This window comes from Mesorhizobium sp. M1273 (assembly GCF_040318195.1).
Lineage (GTDB): Bacteria > Pseudomonadota > Alphaproteobacteria > Rhizobiales > Rhizobiaceae > Mesorhizobium.
In genome coordinates, this window is sequence record NZ_JAMYLV010000041.1 from 11,855 (window position 1) to 30,957 (window position 19,103).

A 19,103-nucleotide genomic window follows, 5' to 3' on the forward strand; every position below is an offset into this window, starting at 1 on the left:
AACTGCCCGACCCCGTCAGATGCGATGGCGGAGCGCCTCAACGATCACCGCCATCGCAGGCGAGAGCTGTCGCCTGCTCGGGTAGTAGAGGTGATAGCCCGCAAACGGCGGACTCCAGTCGTCAAGCACGAGCCTAAGGCATCCCTTGGCGATGTGGTGGCTGACGAGGTTTTCCGGGACATAGGCGATCCCGAAACCGCTTATCGCAGCCTCGATCATGGGAATGGACGAATTGAAGGTGAGTTGGCCCTCCACCCGCACACGAAGGTCGCGGCCATCCCTGGCGAATTCCCAGGCATATAATCCGCCGAACGTCGCCTGCCGCATATTAATGCAGTCATGATCGACCAGATCCTGCGGTGCGGTCGGAACCGGATGGCGGGAAAAGTACTCGGGCGAAGCCACGGCGACGAGCCGCCAATCCGGCCCGATGCGCACTGCGATCATATCCCTGTCGATGCTCTCACCAAGCCGCACGCCTGCGTCGAAGCGCTCCTCCACAATGTTCTTCATGCCGTTGTCGCTGTAGAGCTCGACGCACACGTCAGGATAGTCGCCGAGCAAGGGCTGCAGCTTCGGCCAGACGGTCGTCTGGAGCGCATGGTCGGACAGCGTGATACGGACCGTTCCGGAGGGTTTGTCGCGAAAGGCCACCAGGCTTGCGAGGTCGGCTTCGATTTCCTCGAAGCGGGGAACAAGAGATTGGAAAAGTCGCTCGCCGGCCTCGGTCGGTGCGACGCTCCGCGTCGTACGTGTCAGCAGGCGGACGCCTAGACGAGCTTCAAGCTCCTTGATTGTCGAACTCAGGGTCGACTGCGAGGTTCCGAGCTTGGCCGCCGCCTTGGTGAAGCTGCGCTCCCGCGCGACCGCCACGAACCAGAGCAGATCCTTCATGCCATCGCGCTGCATAGGGCACCTCCGATCGGACATTTATATCATGAGCAGATAAGTCCATGCGAATTACTTAGTCTAATAGAATGGGTTCCTCTGCAATATCTTCCGGCATGGCGACGGGACGGGCGGCTGATCCGCCCCAGTCGCCTTGCAAGGATGCCAATCATGGAAACGACCTACGACACAAGGCTTGTCGAAGACCGCGCCGCATGGGGCGCGGTGTTGTCGATGGCGCTGTGTGTTTCCGTGCTCATCGCGTCGGAATTCATGCCGGTCAGCCTGCTGTCGCCGCTAGCGGCCGATCTCGGCATCACCGAGGGCCGCACGGGACAGGCGATCTCGATTTCGGGCGCTTTCGCCGTCGTGACCAGCCTGCTGGTCGCCGGCCTCACGCGCCGGATCGACCGCCGACTGGTCGTGACCGGCTTTACCCTTCTCCTGATCGTGTCCGGGCTCGTTGTCACCTTCGCGCCGAACTACGCGTTCCTCATGGTCGGCCGGGCGCTGCTCGGCATCGCGATCGGCGGGTTCTGGTCGATGTCGACCGCGATCGTCATGCGCCTCGTGCCGCAAGACATGGTTCCGAAGGGTCTCGCCATGCTGAACGCTGGCAATGCCATCGCGGCCACCATCGCCGCGCCGCTGGGCAGTTTTCTTGGCGCCTATGTCGGCTGGCGCGGCGCTTTCTTCCTCGTCGTGCCGCTTGGGGTCCTGGCGCTGGTCTGGCAGTGGACAAGCCTGCCGGCGCTGCCCCCGCGCCGGAGGAAGCGTCCTGGCAGTCCGCTGGCGCTCCTCGGCCGTCTTCCTGTCGCCACCGGCATGGCGTCAATCATGATGCTGTTCATGGGTCAGTTCGCCCTCTTCACCTATCTGCGGCCCTTCCTCGAGAGCGTCACTCAGTTCGATATCGCCGAGCTTTCGGCGATCCTGCTGGCGATGGGGCTGGCCGGGGTGCTCGGCACCCTCTGCATAGGCCGGCTTTTGCGCACGCGCCTGTTCAGCATCCTCATCGTCATCCCGCTTGTCATGGCCGCGCTGGCCGTAGCGCTCATCGCCTTCGGTACGATGCCAATTCCTACAGCGCCGCTGCTCGTTGCCTGGGGCTTTTTCGGCACGGCCGCGCCCGTTGGCTGGGGCACCTGGCTCAGCCGCACGTTGCCGGACGACGCGGAGGCCGGCGGCGGGCTGCAGGTAGCCGTCATCCAGCTCGCCATCACCGGCGGTGCCGCCATCGGCGGCACGCTCTTCGATACGGTCGGCTGGTGGGGAGCGTTCACTCTAGGCGCGGTGCTGCTCTGCGGATCAGCGCTCGCCGCCTTTGCCGCATCGCATATGGCCCGGAGATCTTTGCCATGACCATCGAGCGTGCGCCGCTCAGCCGCAGGACATTGCTCGGCGCCGCGCTCGCGGTGGCGGCCCTGCCTCGCGCAGCCGCCGGCCAAGAAGGCGAAGCCTCAGTCAGCCAGGAGCCCACTGACATGAAGATCAGGATGATTTTCAACGGCCGCACCATGACCGCCACGCTCTACGACAATCCGTCGGCGCGCGACTTCTTCTCCATGCTGCCGCTCCACCTCAAGATCGAGGACTACGCGCATAACGAGAAGATCGCCTATCTGCCGCGCAAGCTGACTGAAGAGGGAAGCGGTCCGTTCGCCAACGAGCAGCCCTATGACCTTTGTTATTTCATGCCCTGGGGCAACCTGGCCATGTTCTACGCGGACTATCGCCATCCCGGGCTGATCAGGCTCGGCCGCTTCGACGAGGGCGAGCAGGCCCTGCACATTCGCGGCGAGTTCCCGCTTCGCATCGAACGCATTTGAGGACTCAGAGGAGATCACCATGGACATTCTTCGCGCTGGCACGAGGCCTTCCGGCAAGGGGCCACCTGACTGGTTCACCGGAACGGTGCGGATCGATCCGCTCTTCAATCCCTTCGATGCCGGGCGGGTCCAAGGCGCACAGGTGACCTTCGAGCCCGGCGCCCGCACCGCCTGGCACACGCATCCGCTCGGCCAGACGCTGATCGTCGTCTCGGGGCTTGGCCGCGTGCAGCGCGAGGGTGGCCCGGTCGAAGAAGTCCGTCCGGGGGACGTCGTCTGGTTCGCGCCCGGCGAAAAGCACTGGCACGGCGCGTCGCCTCAGACCGCCATGACCCACATTGCCCTCCAGGAGGTCAAAGACGGCAAGGTCGTGGACTGGCTGGAACATGTCAGCGACGCCGACTACGGCGCCTGATCTTCTCCACTCGAAAGGAACCAAAATGCTCGCAACTGTTCTTCACAAACCGGGCGACATCCGCTGCGAGGAAATCGCCGATCCGAAAATCATGCGGCCAACGGACGCCATCATCAAGCTCTCGGCAAGCTGCATCTGCGGCTCGGACCTGTGGCCCTATCGCGGGCTGCAGCCGGTCGACGGCCCGATGCATATGGGCCACGAATATTGTGGCATCGTCGTCGAGGTCGGCGCAGAGGTGCGCACGGTCCGTCCCGGCCAGTTCGTCGTCGGCTCGTTCTGTCTCTCCGACAATACCTGCCCGCACTGCCGCTTCGGCTTCCAGTCGTCCTGCGTGCAACGCGAATTCATGTCGGGCGCGCAGGCACCTTATGCCCGCGTGCCGTTGGCGGATGGCACACTGGTCGCCACCGCCGAGGTGCCGCCGGCCGAACTCATCCCCGACCTGCTGGCCGTGTCCGATGTGCTCGGCACTGGCTGGTATGCGGCCGACGCAGCCGAGGTCCGAGAAGGATCGACGGTGGTGGTGGTCGGCGACGGTGCGGTCGGCCTGATGGGCGTGCTTGCGGCCAAGGAGATGGGCGCCGAGCGCATCATCGCCATGAGCCGGCACGTCAGCCGCCAAAAACTCGCCCGCGAGTTTGGCGCCACCGACATTGTGGCCGAGCGTGGCGAGGAAGGCGTCGCGCGCATCAAGGAGCTCACCAAGGACGTCGGCGCGGACTCCGTCCTGGAATGCGTCGGCACGGCGGAATCCTTCGACCAGGCGCTGGCCTGCTCTCGCCCCGGCGGCACCATCGGCTATGTCGGCGTGCCGCACGGCGTGAGCTTCGACGGCCAGAATCTCTTCTTCGGCCAGAAGCGCATGTTGGGCGGCCCGGCGCCGGTGCGCCGCTTCCTGCCCGACCTTATGGACCGTGTGCTCAAGGGCAGGATCAGGCCCGGCAAGGTCTTCGACCTCAAGCTGCCGTTGGCCGAGGTCGCTGAAGGCTACCGCGCCATGGACGAGCGGCGCGCCATCAAGGTCATGCTTTCGGTGTGAGCGAAGATTGGGCGGACGGCCTGTCCGCACCCACAAATCAGAAAAGGAACAACGACATATGACGATGAGATTGAAGATCGCTGCGCTTGCGCTTTCGGTCGCCACGCCGGCTTTCGCCCAAGAGTCCCCGATCATTGGCGCATGGCGCATGAGGTCGCTCGAAGCCGGTGCCGATGGAAACCTCAAGCCCGTGCCATATTCCGGCCAGCTCATCTTCACCGAGGCCGGCACCCTCTCGGTGCAGGCCCAGAACCCCGACGCCAAGGCGCCGGACACGCCTTATACAGCGAATGGCTACGAAGCTTATTACGGGCCGGTCGCCATCAACGACCAGGACAAGACCTTCGTCATCACGATCGAGTCCTCCCTGGTCCGCAACCTTGTCGGGAAGAGCATGAAACGCAAATTCGAAGTCTCGGACAACAAACTGGTCCTCACCCCGGACAATCCGGCCGAAGGCTGGCGCGTGACCTACGAACGTTACTGATCGGAACAGCCCGACTGTCAACATGTCACCGGTGGCCACAATGGCGCGGACTTCTGACCGAAATGGCACGATGGCGGAACTGGTGCCAATCATGGCGGCTGTCTTCGCCGGCTTCCTCCTGATCGGCTTGGCGCTACCCGTCCTGCCGCTGCATCTTCACCAGCAGCTCGGCTTCGGCCCCTTCGCAGTCGGGCTGGTGACGGGCAGCCAGTTCGTCGCCTCGATGCTGTCGCGCATTGGAGCCGGAAATTATGCCGATGGGCGCGGCGGCAAGCGGGCCGTCATCGTCGGCCTCATTGCCGCTGCCCTGGCGGGATTCATTTACCTCGGCTCGCTGGCATTGCTCGACCGGCCGGTAGCGTCCGCATCGGCGCTCTTCGCCGGCCGGGCGGTACTGGGCGCGTCTGAGAGCTTCATCATCACCGGCGGCGTCGCCTGGGGCCTCTCCCTTGCGGGCGGACAGAACTCCGGAAAGGTCATAGCCTGGGTCGGCATGGCAATGTTTGCGGCGCTCGCGCTAGGCGCGCCGATCGGATCTGCGCTTTACGCGGCGAGCGGCTTCGCCGCGATCGCACTCGCGACGGTCGGCCTGCCGCTTGCGACGCTGCTTGCCATCCTGCCTATGCGTGGCACCAGCCTCGCCGCGAGCGCCGCGACAGTCATGGGCGAGCGTGGCGCAAGCGGTCTGGCTTCCCGGCGTCGGAGCTGCTTTCAGCAGCCTTGGCTATGGCGCGATCCTGTCCTTTGGCGCGCTGCTCTTTGCCGAACGCGGCTGGCAGCCGGTCTGGCTTCCCTTCACCGCTTATGCCGCGTCGCTGATCGCGGCAAGGCTGTGCTTCGGCCACCTGCCTGACAGGTTGGGGGGCGCGCGCGTCGTTGTGATCTTCGTGGCGGTCGAGGCGGCAGGGCTGACGCTGATCTGGCTTGCGCCCGGGCCTGTTCTCGCCGCCATCGGAGCGGGCCTGACTGGCCTTGGCTACTCGCTGGTGTATCCCGGTTTCGGTGCCGAGGCCGTAGGCCGTCTTCCGCAACGCAGCCGCGGCCTGGCCATGGGACTCTACACCGTCTTCCTCGACGTGGCGCTCGGCTTCGGCAGCCCGGCGCTCGGCTTGGTCGCCGCGTCGGCCGGCCTGCAATTCGTCTTCCTCGTCGTCGCGACGGCGACGCTTCCGGCGTTGGGCATCGCTCTGCTGCTGGGTCGCCGTAACGCTCCACTATAGCTAGTCTGTGCTCGAGATGTCGCGCAACCACGATCGCCCGCTTCGGGCGACGTCTGCTTCCGGGCAATGGCAAGACCGACGTCTACGGCCGACATTGGCGCATTCCGCATCGACAACTTGGGGCCGAAAAGGAGACGTTCAGGTCCTGGACAATGCACCCTCCTAAGGACACAGTCCTCGATAGTCCATGCGTCACAGGATCGTCACCCGCACTGGGCGAAACCGTTTGCGCGTTTGGTGCTTGCCATAGCTGGTCGGGATTTTTCCCCGAGACGCCTGAACGATTTATGAAATTCCTTTTTGCAGCGCTCGCCGCGTTTCCGAAAATTCTAAACGGCCTTCCGCGAATGGATTTTACACTAGATTCGAGTCATAGTTTCGCAGGCGTGCCGTGACTGGCGCAGATCGGACGAATATAAAGCTACAGATTGTTTGCTTTCGCGCGAAGTTCACAAATCGAGTTATAACTTGATTTTCTTAGATACACCATAATGGATATATGGCTTCCCTAGCTCCCCCGTCGGGCAATTACAAGGAAGAGAGCGAAAGCATAACTTAATGGCACTTAGAAGCGCAGATATTTTGTTTAAGGATGAATCCGCCGGCACGTTGGTCGAAACGGCCAACGGCGGAACGCGCTTCGACTATCATGCAGACTGGAATAAAGGCGATATCGCCTGCTGCTTCCCCTCCACGCAACGCGAACATGAATGGAAGGTCGGCCTGCATCCGTTCTTCCAGCACCTCGGGGCGGAAGGATGGCTACGCGAACAACAGGCGCGTTCGGCACATGTCGTTGAAGAAGACGACCTTGGGCTGCTCCTTCGTTACGGCGCAGACTGCATCGGGGCCGTCACCATCCGGCCGCCGGACGGTGCCGCACAGCTCCCGGAAATCACCGAAGCCACGCCCAGCCCCGGACGCACGGTTTCAGGTGTGCAGAAGAAACTGCTTGTCACCAAGGACGATGAGAACAGGTTTGTTCCCGCGAGTGCGACGGGATCAGCGCCCTATATCGCTAAATTCAATTCCGACGGACAGACAACCTCGTTCGGAATGAACTCCTGAGCCTGCAATGGACCACCGCCGTCCTTGGCGAAAGGGAAGTGACCGCGTTCACGACCTCACTCGTCGCGGCTGTTGACGAAACGGCGCTCATTGTTACCCGCTTCGACCGGAAACCGAACGGTGAGAAACTGCGCCTCGAAGACTCTGCGCAGATCCTCCGCAAGCCCAAGGGGCAGGACTACGCAGGTAAGTATGATGCGGCCTACCAGGATATTGCCGCGATCATTCGCCAGCACTCATCGCGCGCGCCAATCGACCTCTTGCGGTTTTTCAACCGCCTGATCGTCTTCACCCTGATTGGGAATTGCGATGCCCACCTGAAAAACTTCTCCCTTCTGGAAACGCCGACGGGCTTACGGCTATCCCCCGCCTATGATGTGGTGAACACCGCATTTTATGACGGGTTCGACCAGACATTGGCGCTGTCAATCGGCGGTGGGAAAATCCATCTGGAAGCGGCCAACCAGGCGATTTTCCGTGCCTTCGGCAAGGAAATCGGCCTGCCGGATAGGGCCATCGACCAGACATTCAGACAGCTAAAGCGGCAGGTGGAGAAAGCTGCATCCATTATCCGTCCGCCCGTCGCGGAGCCGCCGGACGGCTTCGCGCATAGATTCAAAGAGATCGTGGACAATTCATGCCTGAGAATACTGGAAACATAGCCTCGCTCGCGTGGCAACGGTACGTGGAAGAAACCTTGCGCCGTCGCAAGGCGGAAGGTCTTACACAAAAAGATCATTCGGCTTTGGCGGGTGTCAGCCATCCGACAATGGCTGCGTTCGAGCGTGGTGAAACGACCCTGACACTGGCGAAAGCGCTAGATATCCTGCGCGTCGTGGGTTTGGTGGACGAGCCTACCGAGGGGGACACGCAAGCCCAGTTCGTGCGCGATGCATTTGAGCGTTGGCGTAATCTGGTTGCTCCGCTCCCCCAGGATTCGCCTGCGCGGTTTCCAAATGGCTGGTATCGGTTCGACTACTGGCTTGAGGGCGATCTCAAGATGCCGGAGCTGACCGCCTTTGAACGCATTCTTGAAAAGGCCGTGGTTCGGAAAACGGGCTGGCCGCCGTTCTGGCTTCCGACACGAGAGGCTATTCAGCCGCGTGAAGTTGATGGACTGATTGAATGTTGGCTTGCACCGCAAGGCGAGGAAGTCGAGCGCGGGTTTAATGATCCTGCGCATTGCGATTTCTGGCGTGCGGTACCTTCGGGGCGCATGTTCCTGATCCGCGGTTATCAGGAAGACGGTGCCGAGACATTCCCCGCTGGAACGATCCTCGACACGACGCTTCCGCTATGGCGGATGGGTGAGGTTCTGTTGCACGCGGAAAAGCTTGCATCGCTCCTTCGCAAAGATGCCGATACGGCCGTGACGATTCATTTCCGCGCCATGTTCACGGGCCTGCGCGGTCGTGTGTTGCGCTCCTGGGCTAACCCGCTGAGTGATCTGCTTGTCGAAGGTCATGCGGCGCGAAGCGATGAAGCCGTGCTGGAGGCAAAGTTTTCTGCAAACGACATCGAGAGCCGATTGGCCGAATGCATGCTCCCGTTGTTGACGTCGCTCTTCGAGAGGTTTGGCCTGGCAGGGCTTTCGCTCAACCGCGTCGAGGCGGAAGTGCAACGCTTGTTGAATAGCCGCCTCAGCAAAGAACGTCGTCCGCGCCGCTAGGGTGACCGCAAACCGCTTGAGATGGCGCAAAGACCACAATCTACGGACTCGGCCACGACAGCATGAAGGGACCCATCAAGCGGAGAGCTACTTAAGCTGGTACCCGACGCCGACAGGCCCGCCTGATTCGAACGCCTACACTGAAATTCTCATTTGGCGTTCGGATGTCAGCTTTTAGAAGGCGCTTGGCGCAGCGTAGGCGACCGACCTCAGGCGCAGAGCAGACGGTCGGGTTTCCAACCCGGAGCGACAAGAGCTGACCTTGGTCGGCGCAAGTGTCGTCCTGACGTGACCCAATGCGGTCTTCCGTTGCGAGCGTCGCTTGCTGGAGCGGGTTAAGTCGGTCGGGGGCCAATGGTCTTTTCAATGGAAAGCTAATATACATGGGAAACCCAACGAGCAGCGCCTGCCAGATACTTGAGGAATGCCATGCGAAGGCTCATCTTCACGGCGATGTGTATCGCCGCCGCATCAGCCGCTAACGCCCATGATTGGTACGAAGATAAGATTGACCCACAGACCAAATTCAAGTGCTGCGGCGGTTCAGATTGCCGCGCCATACCTCGGTCTTCGGTGCGGTCCAGGGTGGACGGGGGGTACACTTATTTGCCGCATAATTTCACCATCCCACGGGACCGGGTACAGGAATCCCCGGACGGGCAATACCATATCTGCGAAAATAAATATGTTGTAACCAACCAGCTGTATTGGCGTTGCTTCTTCGCACCTCGTGTCGATGTATCTATACTTCTAAAGCATTAACCGCGCGTCGCTTCCGCAACTTACATATGCAATGTGCTAGTCCAATTAATTCTGTTGGACTTTCTTCAAAATTGCCGAAGCTCAAGCGGTGCGCGACTGCCCCAGGGATTTCATTGGATACGTCGCGGCTATCGAGAGCCTGCGCCCCTGGGCGTAACTCCATGGGCGCCGCCGCGGGTGACTTCTGGGCGCGCTCCGCAATTCGGTGACGGTCCAGATTTGATCGTGTCGGCGCGGCCGTGATTGTATAGATTGGCTGCGTGGCCCGCCTTGCCCGCATTGTCGTTCCAAGTCCACTCGCCACGTGACGCAAACGCGGTAACGGCTGGCGATTTCGACCACGATGGACAGCCAAGCGATAGGGGATAACTGGCGCGGGATCATCAGCACGGTTCATGCGGGAGCGGCATTCGCCGGATGGGGCAGCTGCGGCTGCAGTCTCGAATTTGACGCATCAGCACTTGCAAATCGTCAGCCGAGGTCTTTTGCTCGCGCGATAGTTGCCCTTGACCGTTGAATGGTTGGCGAACAGATGAACAAAATCGATCGACGGCGGCCAGAATCAGAAACGGACGCCACAGTAAATGCCGCAAGACTTGGAACTCGGCTGCGCCTCGCCCGCCAGACACGTGGCATGACGCTGAAGAGGCTGGCCGCGGCTGCGAATTGCTCGGAAAGCCTGCTGTCCAAGATCGAGAACGGCAAGGCTTCGCCATCCCTGCCCATGCTTCACCGTCTGGTCGAGGTTCTCGACACCAACATCGGCTGGATGTTCGAGCAAGTCGACGACGACGAGGCGATCGTATTCCGGGCGGGCGCAAGGCCTTTGATCGCGCTCGACGCGCTACGGCGTGGGGAAGGAATTTCGCTCGAACGCATCATCCCGTATTCGCCTGGCCACCTCTTGCAATGCAACATCCATCACATCGAGGCAGAGGGCTCGAGCGAAGGTCCGATCCAGCATGCCGGCGAGGAAGTCGGCTACGTGCTCGCCGGGCGGGTCGAACTGATCGTCGACGGCAAGCGCCATGCTCTCGCCACGGGTGATGCCTTCGTGTTCAGGTCGGAGCTGCCGCATCATTACCGCAACATCGGCGAGGAACGCGCTAGCATTTTCTGGGTCAACACGCCGGCGACTTTCTGAGCAACGCTCTGCGTTCATTTGGATTGACAAATATTCAAGTCTCTTGAATGCTTGCCTCGTGCCTGTAGCACCAACGGGACCAGCCGAGGTCTGGTCCGCAAGTAAGGGGAACCGAAATGCGTCTGTTCAAACTTCTCGCCGGCTGTGCCGCCGCCATTGCCATGGGCTCGGCAGCCATGGGATCGGCGCTTGCCGATACGTTCGCTCTCGTCAACATCAACCAGCAGGCCCTGTTCTTCAACCAGATCAACGAGGGCGCGCAAAAGGCTGCCGACGCCGCTGGCGCCAAGCTGGTAATTTTCAACGCCAACAATGTGCCGAGCGCGCAGAACGACGCGATCGAGAACTACATCACGCAGAAAGTCGACGGCATCATTCTGGTCGCCATCGACGTCAACGGCGTCAAGCCTGCGATTACTGCAGCCAAGGCGGCCGGCATTCCCGTCATAGCCATCGACGCGCAGATCCCCGACGGCGACAATATTTCGTTCATCGGCGTCGACAACACCAAGGCCGGCGAGGACATCGGCAAATTCTACGCCGACTATGTGAAGACCGATATGGCCGGCAAGGCCAAGATCGGCATCGTCGGCGCACTCAATTCATTCATCCAGAACCAGCGGCTCGACGGCTTCAAGAAGGCGGTGACCGAAAGCGGCCAGGGCGTCACCTTCCTCGACACAGTCGACGGCCAGAATGTTCAGGAGACCGCCTTGAGCGCTTCGGAAAACCTGATGACGGCCAATCCGGACATGAACTCGCTTTATGCGACCGGAGAGCCGGCCTTGCTCGGCGCCGTTTCGGCGGTGACCAGCCAGGGCCGCACCGGCGACGTCAAGGTGTTCGGCTGGGATCTGACCAAGCAGGCCGTTCAGGGCATCGACGACGGCTGGGTGGTGGCGGTCGTGCAGCAGGATCCGGCCGGCGAAGGCAAGGCCGCGGTCGAAGCGCTGGGCAAGATCAAGAAGGGCGAGAAAATCGACCCGATCATCAATATCCCGGTGACGATCGTGACCAAGAAGAATGTCGACCAATATCGCGCGATGTTCAAGTAAACTGCGTCGGCGACCGAGCCGCGGCGCCGCCCGAGGCTGCGCCGCGGATCCCTTGCAATCGCGTGGAATTCCATATGAGCAGTGGCCAGACCTATCGGGTGCGGATGAGCGGCATCTCAAAGCGCTACAACGCCATCCAGACGCTCGATGACGTGTCGCTGACGCTGAAGCCGGGCGAGGTGCTGGGGCTGGTCGGCGACAATGGCGCCGGCAAGTCGACATTGAGCAAGGTGCTGTCGGGGGCAGTGGTTCCCGACGCCGGCACCATCGAGATCGACGGCAAGCCGGTGATCTTCAGCTCGCCGGCGGACGCACGTGCGGCGCGCGTCGAGATGGTCTACCAGGACTTGTCGCTGTGCGACACGGTCGATGTCGCCGGCAATCTGTTTCTCGGCCGCGAGCCGCGCCGCCGCATCGCAGGCATTTCCTTTCTCGACAAGAAGCGCATGCATGACGAGACGCGCCAGATGCTCGATCGGCTCGGTATCGTCATTGCAGACACGCGGCTCAAGGTCGAAAACCTCTCCGGCGGGCAGCGCCAGTCGATCGCGATCGGCCGCGCCGCCTCGTTCGAGCCGGCCGTGCTGATCATGGACGAGCCGACGGCAGCGCTTGCCGTGGCCGAAGTCGAGGCGGTGCTCGAACTGATCCGCGCGGTCAGTGCGCGCGGTGTTAGCGTCATCCTGATCACCCACCGGCTGCAGGATCTGTTCCTCGTCTGCGATCGCATCCAGGTCATGTATGAAGGGCGCAATGTCGCCGAGCGGCTGATCGGCGAGACCAATATCGAAGACGTGGTCAATCTGATCGTCGGCCGCAAGTTCAGTGCGCGTTCCGCCACCAATGGCTATCGCGGTGGAGCGCCGGCATGAGCGACGCGATCCACACCGCCCAGCCCTCACGAGTACGCAGGGGCACCTGGCGCGATGCGCTGCTCGCCAATGGCAGCGTCGTCTCGATCGCGCTGTTCTTTCTGGTCGTCTGCATCATCTTCTCGGTTGCGACCGACGCGTTTCTGACATCGCCCAATCTGTTGAACATCCTGCGGCAGTCGGCGCCGCTGCTGATCGTCGCCGCGGCAATGACTTTCGTCATCACCACTGGCGGCATCGATCTTTCGGTCGGCTCCGTGCTGGCGCTGGTGGCGACGCTGTCGGCGACGGTTTTGCAGTTTGGCCTGCCGTGGCCAGTCGTTATCCTCGCCATGTTGGCGCTCGGCGCCCTGCTTGGGGCGGTACAGGGCTATTTCATTGCCTATGAGGGCATCCCGTCCTTCATCGTCACGCTTGCCGGGCTTTCGGTGATCCGTGGCGTGGCGCTGCTGATCACCGGCGGCTATTCCATCCCCATCGAGCCCGGAAGCGCTTTCACCGTGCTGGGCCGCGCCTGGTTTCTTGGCGTGCCGGTGCCGGCGCTGATCGCGCTGGCGGTCCTGGCCATCGCCTATCTCGCCTTCAACGAGACGCCATTCGGCCGCTATGTCACCGGTATCGGCGCCAATGCCGAGGCGGTGCGGCGCGCCGGCGTCAACACGCGGCAGACGACGCTCTTCGTCTATGTGATTTCCGCCACCGCGGCAGCCCTTGCCGGGATCATCATTGCTGCCCGGCTTGGATCGGGATCTTCGAATGCCGGCCAGGGTTTCGAGCTGGAAGTCATTGCCGCCGTCGTGCTCGGCGGCACCAGTCTGTTCGGCGGCCGCGGAACGATCATCGGCACGGTGCTCGGCGCGCTGACCGTGGCCGTCATCGGCAACGGCCTGATCCTGGCGCATCTGTCGCCTTTCCTGACGCCGATAGTCACCGGAACGATCATCCTGATCGCCATCTGGCTGAACTTCCGCCTGTTTCGCGGCGCCGTGCGGAGCCGTTGAGCCGATGAGCGATCTGTTCGATGACGCGGTGCCCAGGCGACGGCTGCCAATCGGCGTCGAAACCGGCCATGTGATGACCGTGCTCGGCCCGGTTCCGGTCGAGGAGATGGGCGTTACGCTGATGCACGAGCACATCTTGCTCGATGGTGCGCGCAGCTGGAAATGCCCCTGCCATCCCGATGACATGGCGATCGCCGAGCAGCCGGTGAACATCGAGATCATCGGCGAGTTGCGCATGAACCCATACGTCAACCGCGACAACGTCTCGCTCGACGACGCCGACCTGGCGCTGTCTGAGCTGCAGCGCTATCGCGCGCTGGGCGGCCACACCGTCGTCGATGCCACCAATATCGGCATCGGCCGCGACCCCGAAAAGCTCACCCGCATCAGCCGCATGTCCGGCCTGAAGATCGTCATGGGCACCGGCTTCTATCTCGAGCACACCCATCCCGAATGGCTGAAGGCGATGGATGTGGACGCCGTGACCGAGTTCATCTTCAACGATGTCGGCGGCGGCGAGACACAGCCGCCGATCATGGCCGGGCTGATCGGCGAAGTCGGCGTCAGCAAGGATTTCACCGCGGAGGAACGCAAGTCGCTGCGGGCTTCGGCGCGCGCCTCGCGCATAACCGGCGTGCCGCTGTCGATCCATCTGCCTGGCTGGGAGCGGCTGGCGCACGAGGTGCTCGATATCGTTGAGGCCGAGGGCGCCGATCTTCGCCACACCGTGCTCTGCCACATGAACCCGAGCCACGACGATCCCGACTACCAGAAAAGCCTCGCCCGGCGCGGCGCGTTCCTCGAATACGACATGATCGGCATGGACTATTATTATGCCGACCAGGACGCGCAATCGCCCTCCGACGAAGAGAACGCACGCGCCATCGCCGCCCTTGTCGAGGCGGGCTTCGGCGACCGCCTGCTATTGTCGCAGGATGTGTTCCTCAAGATCATGCTGACGCGCTTCGGCGGCTTCGGCTATGGCTATATCCTGAAGCATTTCATACCGCGCCTGAAACGCCATGGCGTCGAGCAGCCGGCCATCGACCGCATGCTGATCGCCAATCCGAAAAGCGTATTCGCGCGGCTCTAAGCGGCCTGGAATTACACTGGAGTTCAAATGTCCAAGAAGAAGATCCTGCTTGCCGGCGAATCCTGGGTGTCGACCGCGACCCATATCAAGGGTTTCGACCAGTTTCCGACCGTTACCTACCACACCGGCGCAGACGAGTTGCTGGGCGCGCTGAAGGCGACCGACTTCGACGTCACGTTCATGCCGGCGCATGAGGCGCAGCGCGGCTTTCCACAGACCATGGAGGCGCTGTCGGCCTATGACGCGGTCGTGCTCTCCGACATCGGCGCCAACACGCTGCTGCTGCATCCCGACACCTGGGTCCACTCCAAGCCGACGCCGAACCGCCTGCGCCTGCTCCGTGATTACGTCAGCGGCGGCGGCGGTCTATTGATGTTCGGCGGTTACTACAGCTTCCAGGGCATCAACGGCGGCGCGCGCTACCGCAAGACCCCGGTCGAGGACGTGCTGCCGGTGAATTGCCTGGCCTACGACGACCGCGTCGAGGTTCCCGAAGGTTTTGCGCCCGTGCCGAAACCAGGGTCGAGCCATCCCATCCTCAGGGGCCTCGGCTCGGACTGGCCGATCCTGCTCGGTTTTAACGAGGTGACGCTGAAGGACGGGGCCGAGGTCCTGGCCAGTGTGTCGTCGGATTATGGCTCGCTGCCGCTGCTTGTCACCGGCCGTTACGGCAAGGGCCGCACCGTGGCCTGGACATCCGATGTCGGGCCGCATTGGCTGCCGCCGCAATTCATCGCCTGGCCAGGCTACAAGACCCTGTTCGAACAGATGCTGGGCTGGGCGACCGGTGAGAGCTGAGCCATGCATGTCCACGTCGTCGGCAATGCCTGCGTCGACACCATGTTTCGTGTCGGCCGCTTCCCTGCCCCGGGCGAGACCTTGAATGCCGTGAGCTACGCCGACGGTCTCGGCGGCAAGGGCGCCAACCAGGCGGTCGCAGCAGCACGGACTGGTGCAGAGATGACGTTCTGGACGGCGCTCGGCAAGGACCCCGCAGGCGCATGGATCAGGAGCCGCCTCGACAGCGAGCTGTCAGACCTTGAGGTGAGCGAATTCGAGCTGCCGAGCGACCGCTCGACCATCGTCGTCGATAAAGGCGGAGAGAATTTCATTGTCAGCGGCGTCGCCTGCAGCGAAGCTTTCGATCCGGTGGCGCAAACAGCACTTGTCCGCTGGATCGCCCCCGGCGACATCCTCGTGTGCCAGGGAAATTTGCGGACTGCCGTGACCAATGCCTGCCTCAGAGCAGCAAAGGAAAACGGTGCGCGCACCGTTCTCAACGCCAGCCCGATCGACACGGCCTCGCTGCCCGATCTCGGCCTGGCGGAGGTTCTGGTGGTCAACCAATCTGAGGCGAAAACCCTGACCGGCCGGGATGACATCGCGGCGGCGGCCGATGCGCTGGTGGCCAAAAGCGCAGGCACCGTCGTCATCACTCTCGGCGCCGCAGGCTGTCTCCTGCTTGGCCCGGGCCATGAAGAGCCGCTTCGTTTGCCGGCGCCGCGAGTCGAAGCGCTCGACACCAGCGGCGCGGGCGATGTGTTCTGCGGCTGTCTGGCCGGTGGGCTTGCCCGGGGCATGCCGGTCATCTCGGCGCTGAAGCTGGCGCTCGCCGCCGCCGCAATCGCCGTGACACGGCCGGGCACGCTGGCATCCTGTCCTTCCGCCTCCGAGATGGCGGCGCTCATCGATCAAATGGAGCTCTCATGACCCAGCTCGGCCAATCCGGCGGCGACGCGCTCGTGGACCTTTTCGGCCGCACAAAAGTGGTGATCGGCGTCGTTCATCTGGCGCCGCTGCCCGGCGCGCCGCGCTATGACGGCGAGGCTATCGAGGCGATCTACCAGCGCGGGCTCGACGACGCCAAGGCCTATCTCGACGGCGGCTGCGACGGCGTCATCGTCGAGAACCATGGCGACATCCCCTTCGCCAAGCCTGATGATATCGGCCCGGAGACGGCGGCCTATATGGCCGTGGTTTCCGACCGCATCCGCCGCGAACTCGGCAGGCCGATCGGCATCAATGTGCTGGCCAATGCCGCGATCCCGGCCCTGGCGATCGCCAGCGCAGCCGGCGCCGGCTTCGTGCGAGTCAATCAATGGGCGAATGCCTACGTCGCCAATGAGGGCTTTGTCGAAGGCGAATCGGGCCGCGCGGCACGCTACCGCGCCAGGCTGCGTGCCAACGGCATCCGCATTTTCGCCGATGCCCATGTCAAGCATGGCGCACACGCCATCGTTGCCGACCGCCCGGTGGAGGAACTGGTCAAGGACCTGGTCTTCTTCGACGCCGACGCCATCATCGCCACTGGCCAGCGCACCGGCCACGCCGCGGATTTGGGCTACATAAGTATGATCAAGCAGGCCGCCGGCCTGCCGACGCTCGTCGGCAGCGGTGTCACGCCGGACAATGCCAAGGATATTCTCGCCATTGTCGACGGGGTCATCATCGCAAGCGCGCTGAAGCACGACGGCGTCTGGTGGAACCAAGTCGACTCTGCTCGAGTAAAGGCTTTCATGGGTGATCTGAAGCGATAACTGGACTACCCTACCGCTTGGGGTCCGCTTGATCAGAGACGACGGACGGGCGCAGGATACTGCGCGACCAGATCGTCGACGGTCAGCAAAGTAATGCCTTCCACAATCGATTGAGCAATCAGGATCCGATCGAAGGGGTCTTGTGGATGGGTGGAAGCCCCTCCACCGCAACGGCATGCTCGCCGGTGATTGGCAGCTCATGATAGCCATTGTCCATCAGGCCCCGACGTAAAAGACGCGCATCAACCCTGACGTCAGGGCGCCCCAGACCGCGTTTAAAGGCAATCTCCCAGAGACTTGCGGCGCTGAACGTCAAGTTGTTGTCGGCATTCTCGATCTCAGCGAGGCCGGCACGCGGAAGCTTTTCGGGTTCGCCCGCCGCCCAGAGCAGAAGATGGGTCTCGAGAAGAAGTTTCATGCATGGCCGCCAAACAGCTTCTCGATTTCGTCATCGGCCATGCGATCAAAATCGTCCGGAACTGAAAACCGCCCGGCCATAAACCCCACCCGACGCATTTCGCCGGCCGCAGGTGCGTCTATGGCAACGACCTTAACCATCGGCTTGCCGGATTTGGCGATAATGAAGGATTCGCCTTTGGCCCCCTGTCGACAAGACGAGACAGATGTCTTGGCCTCGTGGATATTGACGGTGCGCATTGCGGGCCTCTGACTTAGTCCATGGAACTTAGTCTACTCGGGCCCGATTTTTTTAAGCGTGTTTCAGTCAGTGAAGGTGAAGGATGCCGGATGCGGCCGATCCTTTCGGATCGGCCGCATGGCACGACTTCAACAAAGACGCGTAATCGATTGTCTGAACTGCATGTTTGTTGGGACTGCGTCACACCTGATGTTGGCCGAACCTGTTGGTCCGGCATGCGACGTCGGAGTTCACAGGAGCGATTTTTGCCGAGCAGATGCTCTGCGTTGCGCTAGGGGCCGAAAGCGAAACGTCCGCTTTTAGGGCGCTGCGCCACGGCGGCGACGAGCCCGACACTGTACCGAAGGCGATCGACGCGACGGGCGCCAAGGGCCTTACCTGACTCTATGTTCCCTTCACGATTCTCGGTTTAGTCGGTCGGCGGGATTGAGCCGCGCTCTCGAGGGCCAGGGCCAACCGCTTCTCGTCTTCGATGGCGCGATCGACTGCCTCAATTTCCTCTTGGAGCACCTTCAGCTCGGCTCCGTAGCTGGAGCCGTCGCTGTCCCCGATCTGAAAGCCACTTGCCCGCATTGCGTCGCGAGTATGGTGCACGTTACGGACTCCTTCGCGCCGCGTCGCGACCAAGATTTCCCTAAACTCTCCAAGACGTTCAACGTGATTGCGAGCCATTGCGTTCTCCTATTTCGTCGTCATCGTCGCCGACGGCGATTCAGAACGGCTAAAACTTACGGAGATACTCTCGACAAAGCATGAGTGCAGAAGCTCAAATTTGAATGTCTTGCAATAGCGTGAAGCGCAGCAGGCGTAAATTGGCTTCGACCCGATCGATCTCAGACCACATGCCAGACACTTTCGGCCGAGGGCGTCTGCGGCTCCCCCAACGGGGCCATCCGCTCATGTAATCAGTAAAAAGTCGAGTGCGAGAATGACCCGGGCCATGGACGTCCCGCCATTCCTGGTCGAGTTTGACCTGCGGCCGAGGCAGGGCAGGCTTCGGCGCGTTGGTTGTGTAAAGCATCTCAAGCAACTGCTCTCCGTCGATCAGCTCCAGGTGCAGCTTTGACTTCGTCTCTCGGGCCTTCCTCGGTACTTTCGAGAACGAGAGGCGGTGGTGACAAATATCCCCTGCCCGGCACTCGCGAAGACCTTGCTCCTACGAAGTTTCGCACGTCTTTGACGGATTCCGCATCGGTCGTGATGTGGCGCTTTACTTGCACTGCCCGCTGGATGACGCAGTTGTCACGCAAAGGCAGGAAGCGGCGTAACGAAGCGAACGCGAAATTTCAAACTGAGACACACTACCGGGATAGAACCGGGTAGACAGCATGCCGAAACGGAACGCAAGAACGGGTGCATAAGA

22 protein-coding genes and 1 pseudogene are annotated in these 19,103 nt (G+C 62.0%); 19 read left to right on the plus strand and 4 right to left on the minus strand.

The genetic code is table 11. The features are described from left to right. Positions 1-15: 15 nt before the first annotated feature. Entirely contained in the window at positions 16-909 is an 894-nt protein-coding gene (locus NKH30_RS28660; protein ID WP_352997633.1) for a LysR family transcriptional regulator, read from the minus strand. A gap of 150 nt (positions 910-1,059) precedes the next feature. On the opposite strand from NKH30_RS28660, the gene NKH30_RS28665 reads away from it, so the two are divergent. The 18 genes from NKH30_RS28665 (at position 1,060) to NKH30_RS28750 (ending at position 17,082) form a co-directional block, all read left to right on the plus strand. After that, positions 1,060-2,250: an MFS transporter gene (locus tag NKH30_RS28665; protein WP_352997634.1), complete on the plus strand. Its 1,191-nt coding sequence runs from the start codon at positions 1,060-1,062 to the stop codon at positions 2,248-2,250. Continuing rightward, complete coding sequence (locus NKH30_RS28670; RefSeq protein ID WP_352997635.1) at positions 2,247-2,717, plus strand: cyclophilin-like fold protein; 471 nt, start codon at positions 2,247-2,249, stop codon at positions 2,715-2,717. The genes NKH30_RS28665 and NKH30_RS28670 overlap by 4 nt, the downstream gene beginning before the upstream one ends. Positions 2,718-2,736: 19 nt before the next feature. Further along, positions 2,737-3,132, plus strand: a complete 396-nt coding sequence (locus NKH30_RS28675; RefSeq protein WP_352997636.1) for a (R)-mandelonitrile lyase — start codon at positions 2,737-2,739, stop codon at positions 3,130-3,132. Between the two features lie 25 nt (positions 3,133-3,157). After that, positions 3,158-4,174: a zinc-dependent alcohol dehydrogenase family protein gene (locus tag NKH30_RS28680; RefSeq protein WP_352975479.1), complete on the plus strand. Its 1,017-nt coding sequence runs from the start codon at positions 3,158-3,160 to the stop codon at positions 4,172-4,174. Between the two features lie 64 nt (positions 4,175-4,238). Next, positions 4,239-4,661, plus strand: a complete 423-nt coding sequence (locus NKH30_RS28685; protein ID WP_352997654.1) for a lipocalin-like domain-containing protein — start codon at positions 4,239-4,241, stop codon at positions 4,659-4,661. Positions 4,662-4,752: 91 nt separating this feature from the next. Further along, a complete protein-coding gene (locus NKH30_RS28690; RefSeq protein ID WP_352997637.1) occupies positions 4,753-5,514 on the plus strand; it encodes an MFS transporter in 762 nt (253 codons plus the stop codon). Further along, positions 5,414-5,881 (plus strand): MFS transporter, encoded by a 468-nt coding sequence (locus tag NKH30_RS28695; RefSeq protein WP_352997655.1) that lies wholly within the window; start codon positions 5,414-5,416, stop codon positions 5,879-5,881. The genes NKH30_RS28690 and NKH30_RS28695 overlap by 101 nt, the downstream gene beginning before the upstream one ends. 558 nt (positions 5,882-6,439) lie before the next feature. Then, positions 6,440-6,949 carry a HipA N-terminal domain-containing protein gene (locus tag NKH30_RS28700; RefSeq protein ID WP_352997638.1) on the plus strand — a complete coding sequence of 170 codons (510 nt, stop codon included), beginning with the start codon at positions 6,440-6,442 and terminating at the stop codon, positions 6,947-6,949. Between the two features lie 2 nt (positions 6,950-6,951). Continuing rightward, on the plus strand, positions 6,952-7,611 hold the full coding sequence (locus NKH30_RS28705; protein ID WP_352997656.1) for a HipA domain-containing protein: 660 nt from the start codon (positions 6,952-6,954) through the stop codon (positions 7,609-7,611). Further along, positions 7,587-8,618: a helix-turn-helix domain-containing protein gene (locus tag NKH30_RS28710; RefSeq protein ID WP_352997639.1), complete on the plus strand. Its 1,032-nt coding sequence runs from the start codon at positions 7,587-7,589 to the stop codon at positions 8,616-8,618. Before NKH30_RS28705 ends, NKH30_RS28710 begins: the two co-directional genes overlap by 25 nt. Before the next feature lie 1,294 nt (positions 8,619-9,912). Further along, positions 9,913-10,524 (plus strand): cupin domain-containing protein, encoded by a 612-nt coding sequence (locus tag NKH30_RS28715; protein ID WP_352997640.1) that lies wholly within the window; start codon positions 9,913-9,915, stop codon positions 10,522-10,524. Between the two features lie 116 nt (positions 10,525-10,640). After that, a complete protein-coding gene (locus NKH30_RS28720) occupies positions 10,641-11,579 on the plus strand; it encodes an ABC transporter substrate-binding protein (RefSeq protein ID WP_352542622.1) in 939 nt (312 codons plus the stop codon). 74 nt (positions 11,580-11,653) lie between these two features. Beyond that, positions 11,654-12,451, plus strand: a complete 798-nt coding sequence (locus NKH30_RS28725; protein ID WP_023721835.1) for an ATP-binding cassette domain-containing protein — start codon at positions 11,654-11,656, stop codon at positions 12,449-12,451. Next, positions 12,448-13,452, plus strand: a complete 1,005-nt coding sequence (locus NKH30_RS28730; protein ID WP_352997641.1) for an ABC transporter permease — start codon at positions 12,448-12,450, stop codon at positions 13,450-13,452. Before NKH30_RS28725 ends, NKH30_RS28730 begins: the two co-directional genes overlap by 4 nt. A 4-nt stretch (positions 13,453-13,456) precedes the next feature. Continuing rightward, positions 13,457-14,545 (plus strand): phosphotriesterase family protein, encoded by a 1,089-nt coding sequence (locus NKH30_RS28735; RefSeq protein ID WP_352997642.1) that lies wholly within the window; start codon positions 13,457-13,459, stop codon positions 14,543-14,545. A 27-nt stretch (positions 14,546-14,572) separates the two neighbouring features. Then, a complete protein-coding gene (locus NKH30_RS28740; RefSeq protein WP_352685652.1) occupies positions 14,573-15,343 on the plus strand; it encodes a glutamine amidotransferase in 771 nt (256 codons plus the stop codon). A 3-nt stretch (positions 15,344-15,346) separates the two neighbouring features. Continuing rightward, positions 15,347-16,255: a ribokinase gene (locus tag NKH30_RS28745; RefSeq protein WP_352997643.1), complete on the plus strand. Its 909-nt coding sequence runs from the start codon at positions 15,347-15,349 to the stop codon at positions 16,253-16,255. Then, positions 16,252-17,082 carry a BtpA/SgcQ family protein gene (locus NKH30_RS28750; RefSeq protein ID WP_352997644.1) on the plus strand — a complete coding sequence of 277 codons (831 nt, stop codon included), beginning with the start codon at positions 16,252-16,254 and terminating at the stop codon, positions 17,080-17,082. The genes NKH30_RS28745 and NKH30_RS28750 overlap by 4 nt, the downstream gene beginning before the upstream one ends. A gap of 32 nt (positions 17,083-17,114) precedes the next feature. Here NKH30_RS28750 and NKH30_RS28755 read toward each other — a convergent pair. Together NKH30_RS28755 and NKH30_RS28760 are read right to left on the minus strand one after the other, a co-directional pair. After that, positions 17,115-17,500: pseudogene (locus NKH30_RS28755) on the minus strand (type II toxin-antitoxin system VapC family toxin). After that, on the minus strand, positions 17,497-17,739 hold the full coding sequence (locus NKH30_RS28760; protein ID WP_352997645.1) for a type II toxin-antitoxin system Phd/YefM family antitoxin: 243 nt from the start codon (positions 17,737-17,739) through the stop codon (positions 17,497-17,499). Before NKH30_RS28760 ends, NKH30_RS28755 begins: the two are co-directional and overlap by 4 nt. A 206-nt stretch (positions 17,740-17,945) precedes the next feature. Here NKH30_RS28760 and NKH30_RS28765 point away from each other — a divergent pair, with 206 nt between their 5' ends. Further along, positions 17,946-18,122 (plus strand): hypothetical protein, encoded by a 177-nt coding sequence (locus tag NKH30_RS28765; RefSeq protein ID WP_352819439.1) that lies wholly within the window; start codon positions 17,946-17,948, stop codon positions 18,120-18,122. Between the two features lie 2 nt (positions 18,123-18,124). Here the strand turns inward: NKH30_RS28765 and NKH30_RS28770 are convergent, their stop codons facing one another. Continuing rightward, positions 18,125-18,412: a hypothetical protein gene (locus tag NKH30_RS28770; protein ID WP_023679221.1), complete on the minus strand. Its 288-nt coding sequence runs from the start codon at positions 18,410-18,412 to the stop codon at positions 18,125-18,127. Positions 18,413-19,103 lie beyond the last annotated feature (691 nt).

Coding starts and splice junctions, on each gene's coding strand:
- NKH30_RS28735 (WP_352997642.1), top strand. CDS start 13,457: ATGAGCGATCTGTTCGATGACGCGGTGCCCAGGCGACGGCTGCCAATC.
- NKH30_RS28680 (WP_352975479.1), top strand. CDS start 3,158: ATGCTCGCAACTGTTCTTCACAAACCGGGCGACATCCGCTGCGAGGAA.
- NKH30_RS28715 (WP_352997640.1), top strand. CDS start 9,913: ATGAACAAAATCGATCGACGGCGGCCAGAATCAGAAACGGACGCCACA.
- NKH30_RS28760 (WP_352997645.1), bottom strand. CDS start 17,739: ATGCGCACCGTCAATATCCACGAGGCCAAGACATCTGTCTCGTCTTGT.
- NKH30_RS28725 (WP_023721835.1), top strand. CDS start 11,654: ATGAGCAGTGGCCAGACCTATCGGGTGCGGATGAGCGGCATCTCAAAG.
- NKH30_RS28685 (WP_352997654.1), top strand. CDS start 4,239: ATGAGATTGAAGATCGCTGCGCTTGCGCTTTCGGTCGCCACGCCGGCT.
- NKH30_RS28745 (WP_352997643.1), top strand. CDS start 15,347: ATGCATGTCCACGTCGTCGGCAATGCCTGCGTCGACACCATGTTTCGT.
- NKH30_RS28730 (WP_352997641.1), top strand. CDS start 12,448: ATGAGCGACGCGATCCACACCGCCCAGCCCTCACGAGTACGCAGGGGC.
- NKH30_RS28670 (WP_352997635.1), top strand. CDS start 2,247: ATGACCATCGAGCGTGCGCCGCTCAGCCGCAGGACATTGCTCGGCGCC.
- NKH30_RS28720 (WP_352542622.1), top strand. CDS start 10,641: ATGCGTCTGTTCAAACTTCTCGCCGGCTGTGCCGCCGCCATTGCCATG.
- NKH30_RS28660 (WP_352997633.1), bottom strand. CDS start 909: ATGCAGCGCGATGGCATGAAGGATCTGCTCTGGTTCGTGGCGGTCGCG.
- NKH30_RS28740 (WP_352685652.1), top strand. CDS start 14,573: ATGTCCAAGAAGAAGATCCTGCTTGCCGGCGAATCCTGGGTGTCGACC.
- NKH30_RS28750 (WP_352997644.1), top strand. CDS start 16,252: ATGACCCAGCTCGGCCAATCCGGCGGCGACGCGCTCGTGGACCTTTTC.
- NKH30_RS28710 (WP_352997639.1), top strand. CDS start 7,587: ATGCCTGAGAATACTGGAAACATAGCCTCGCTCGCGTGGCAACGGTAC.
- NKH30_RS28675 (WP_352997636.1), top strand. CDS start 2,737: ATGGACATTCTTCGCGCTGGCACGAGGCCTTCCGGCAAGGGGCCACCT.
- NKH30_RS28665 (WP_352997634.1), top strand. CDS start 1,060: ATGGAAACGACCTACGACACAAGGCTTGTCGAAGACCGCGCCGCATGG.
- NKH30_RS28700 (WP_352997638.1), top strand. CDS start 6,440: ATGGCACTTAGAAGCGCAGATATTTTGTTTAAGGATGAATCCGCCGGC.
- NKH30_RS28690 (WP_352997637.1), top strand. CDS start 4,753: ATGGCGGCTGTCTTCGCCGGCTTCCTCCTGATCGGCTTGGCGCTACCC.
- NKH30_RS28770 (WP_023679221.1), bottom strand. CDS start 18,412: ATGGCTCGCAATCACGTTGAACGTCTTGGAGAGTTTAGGGAAATCTTG.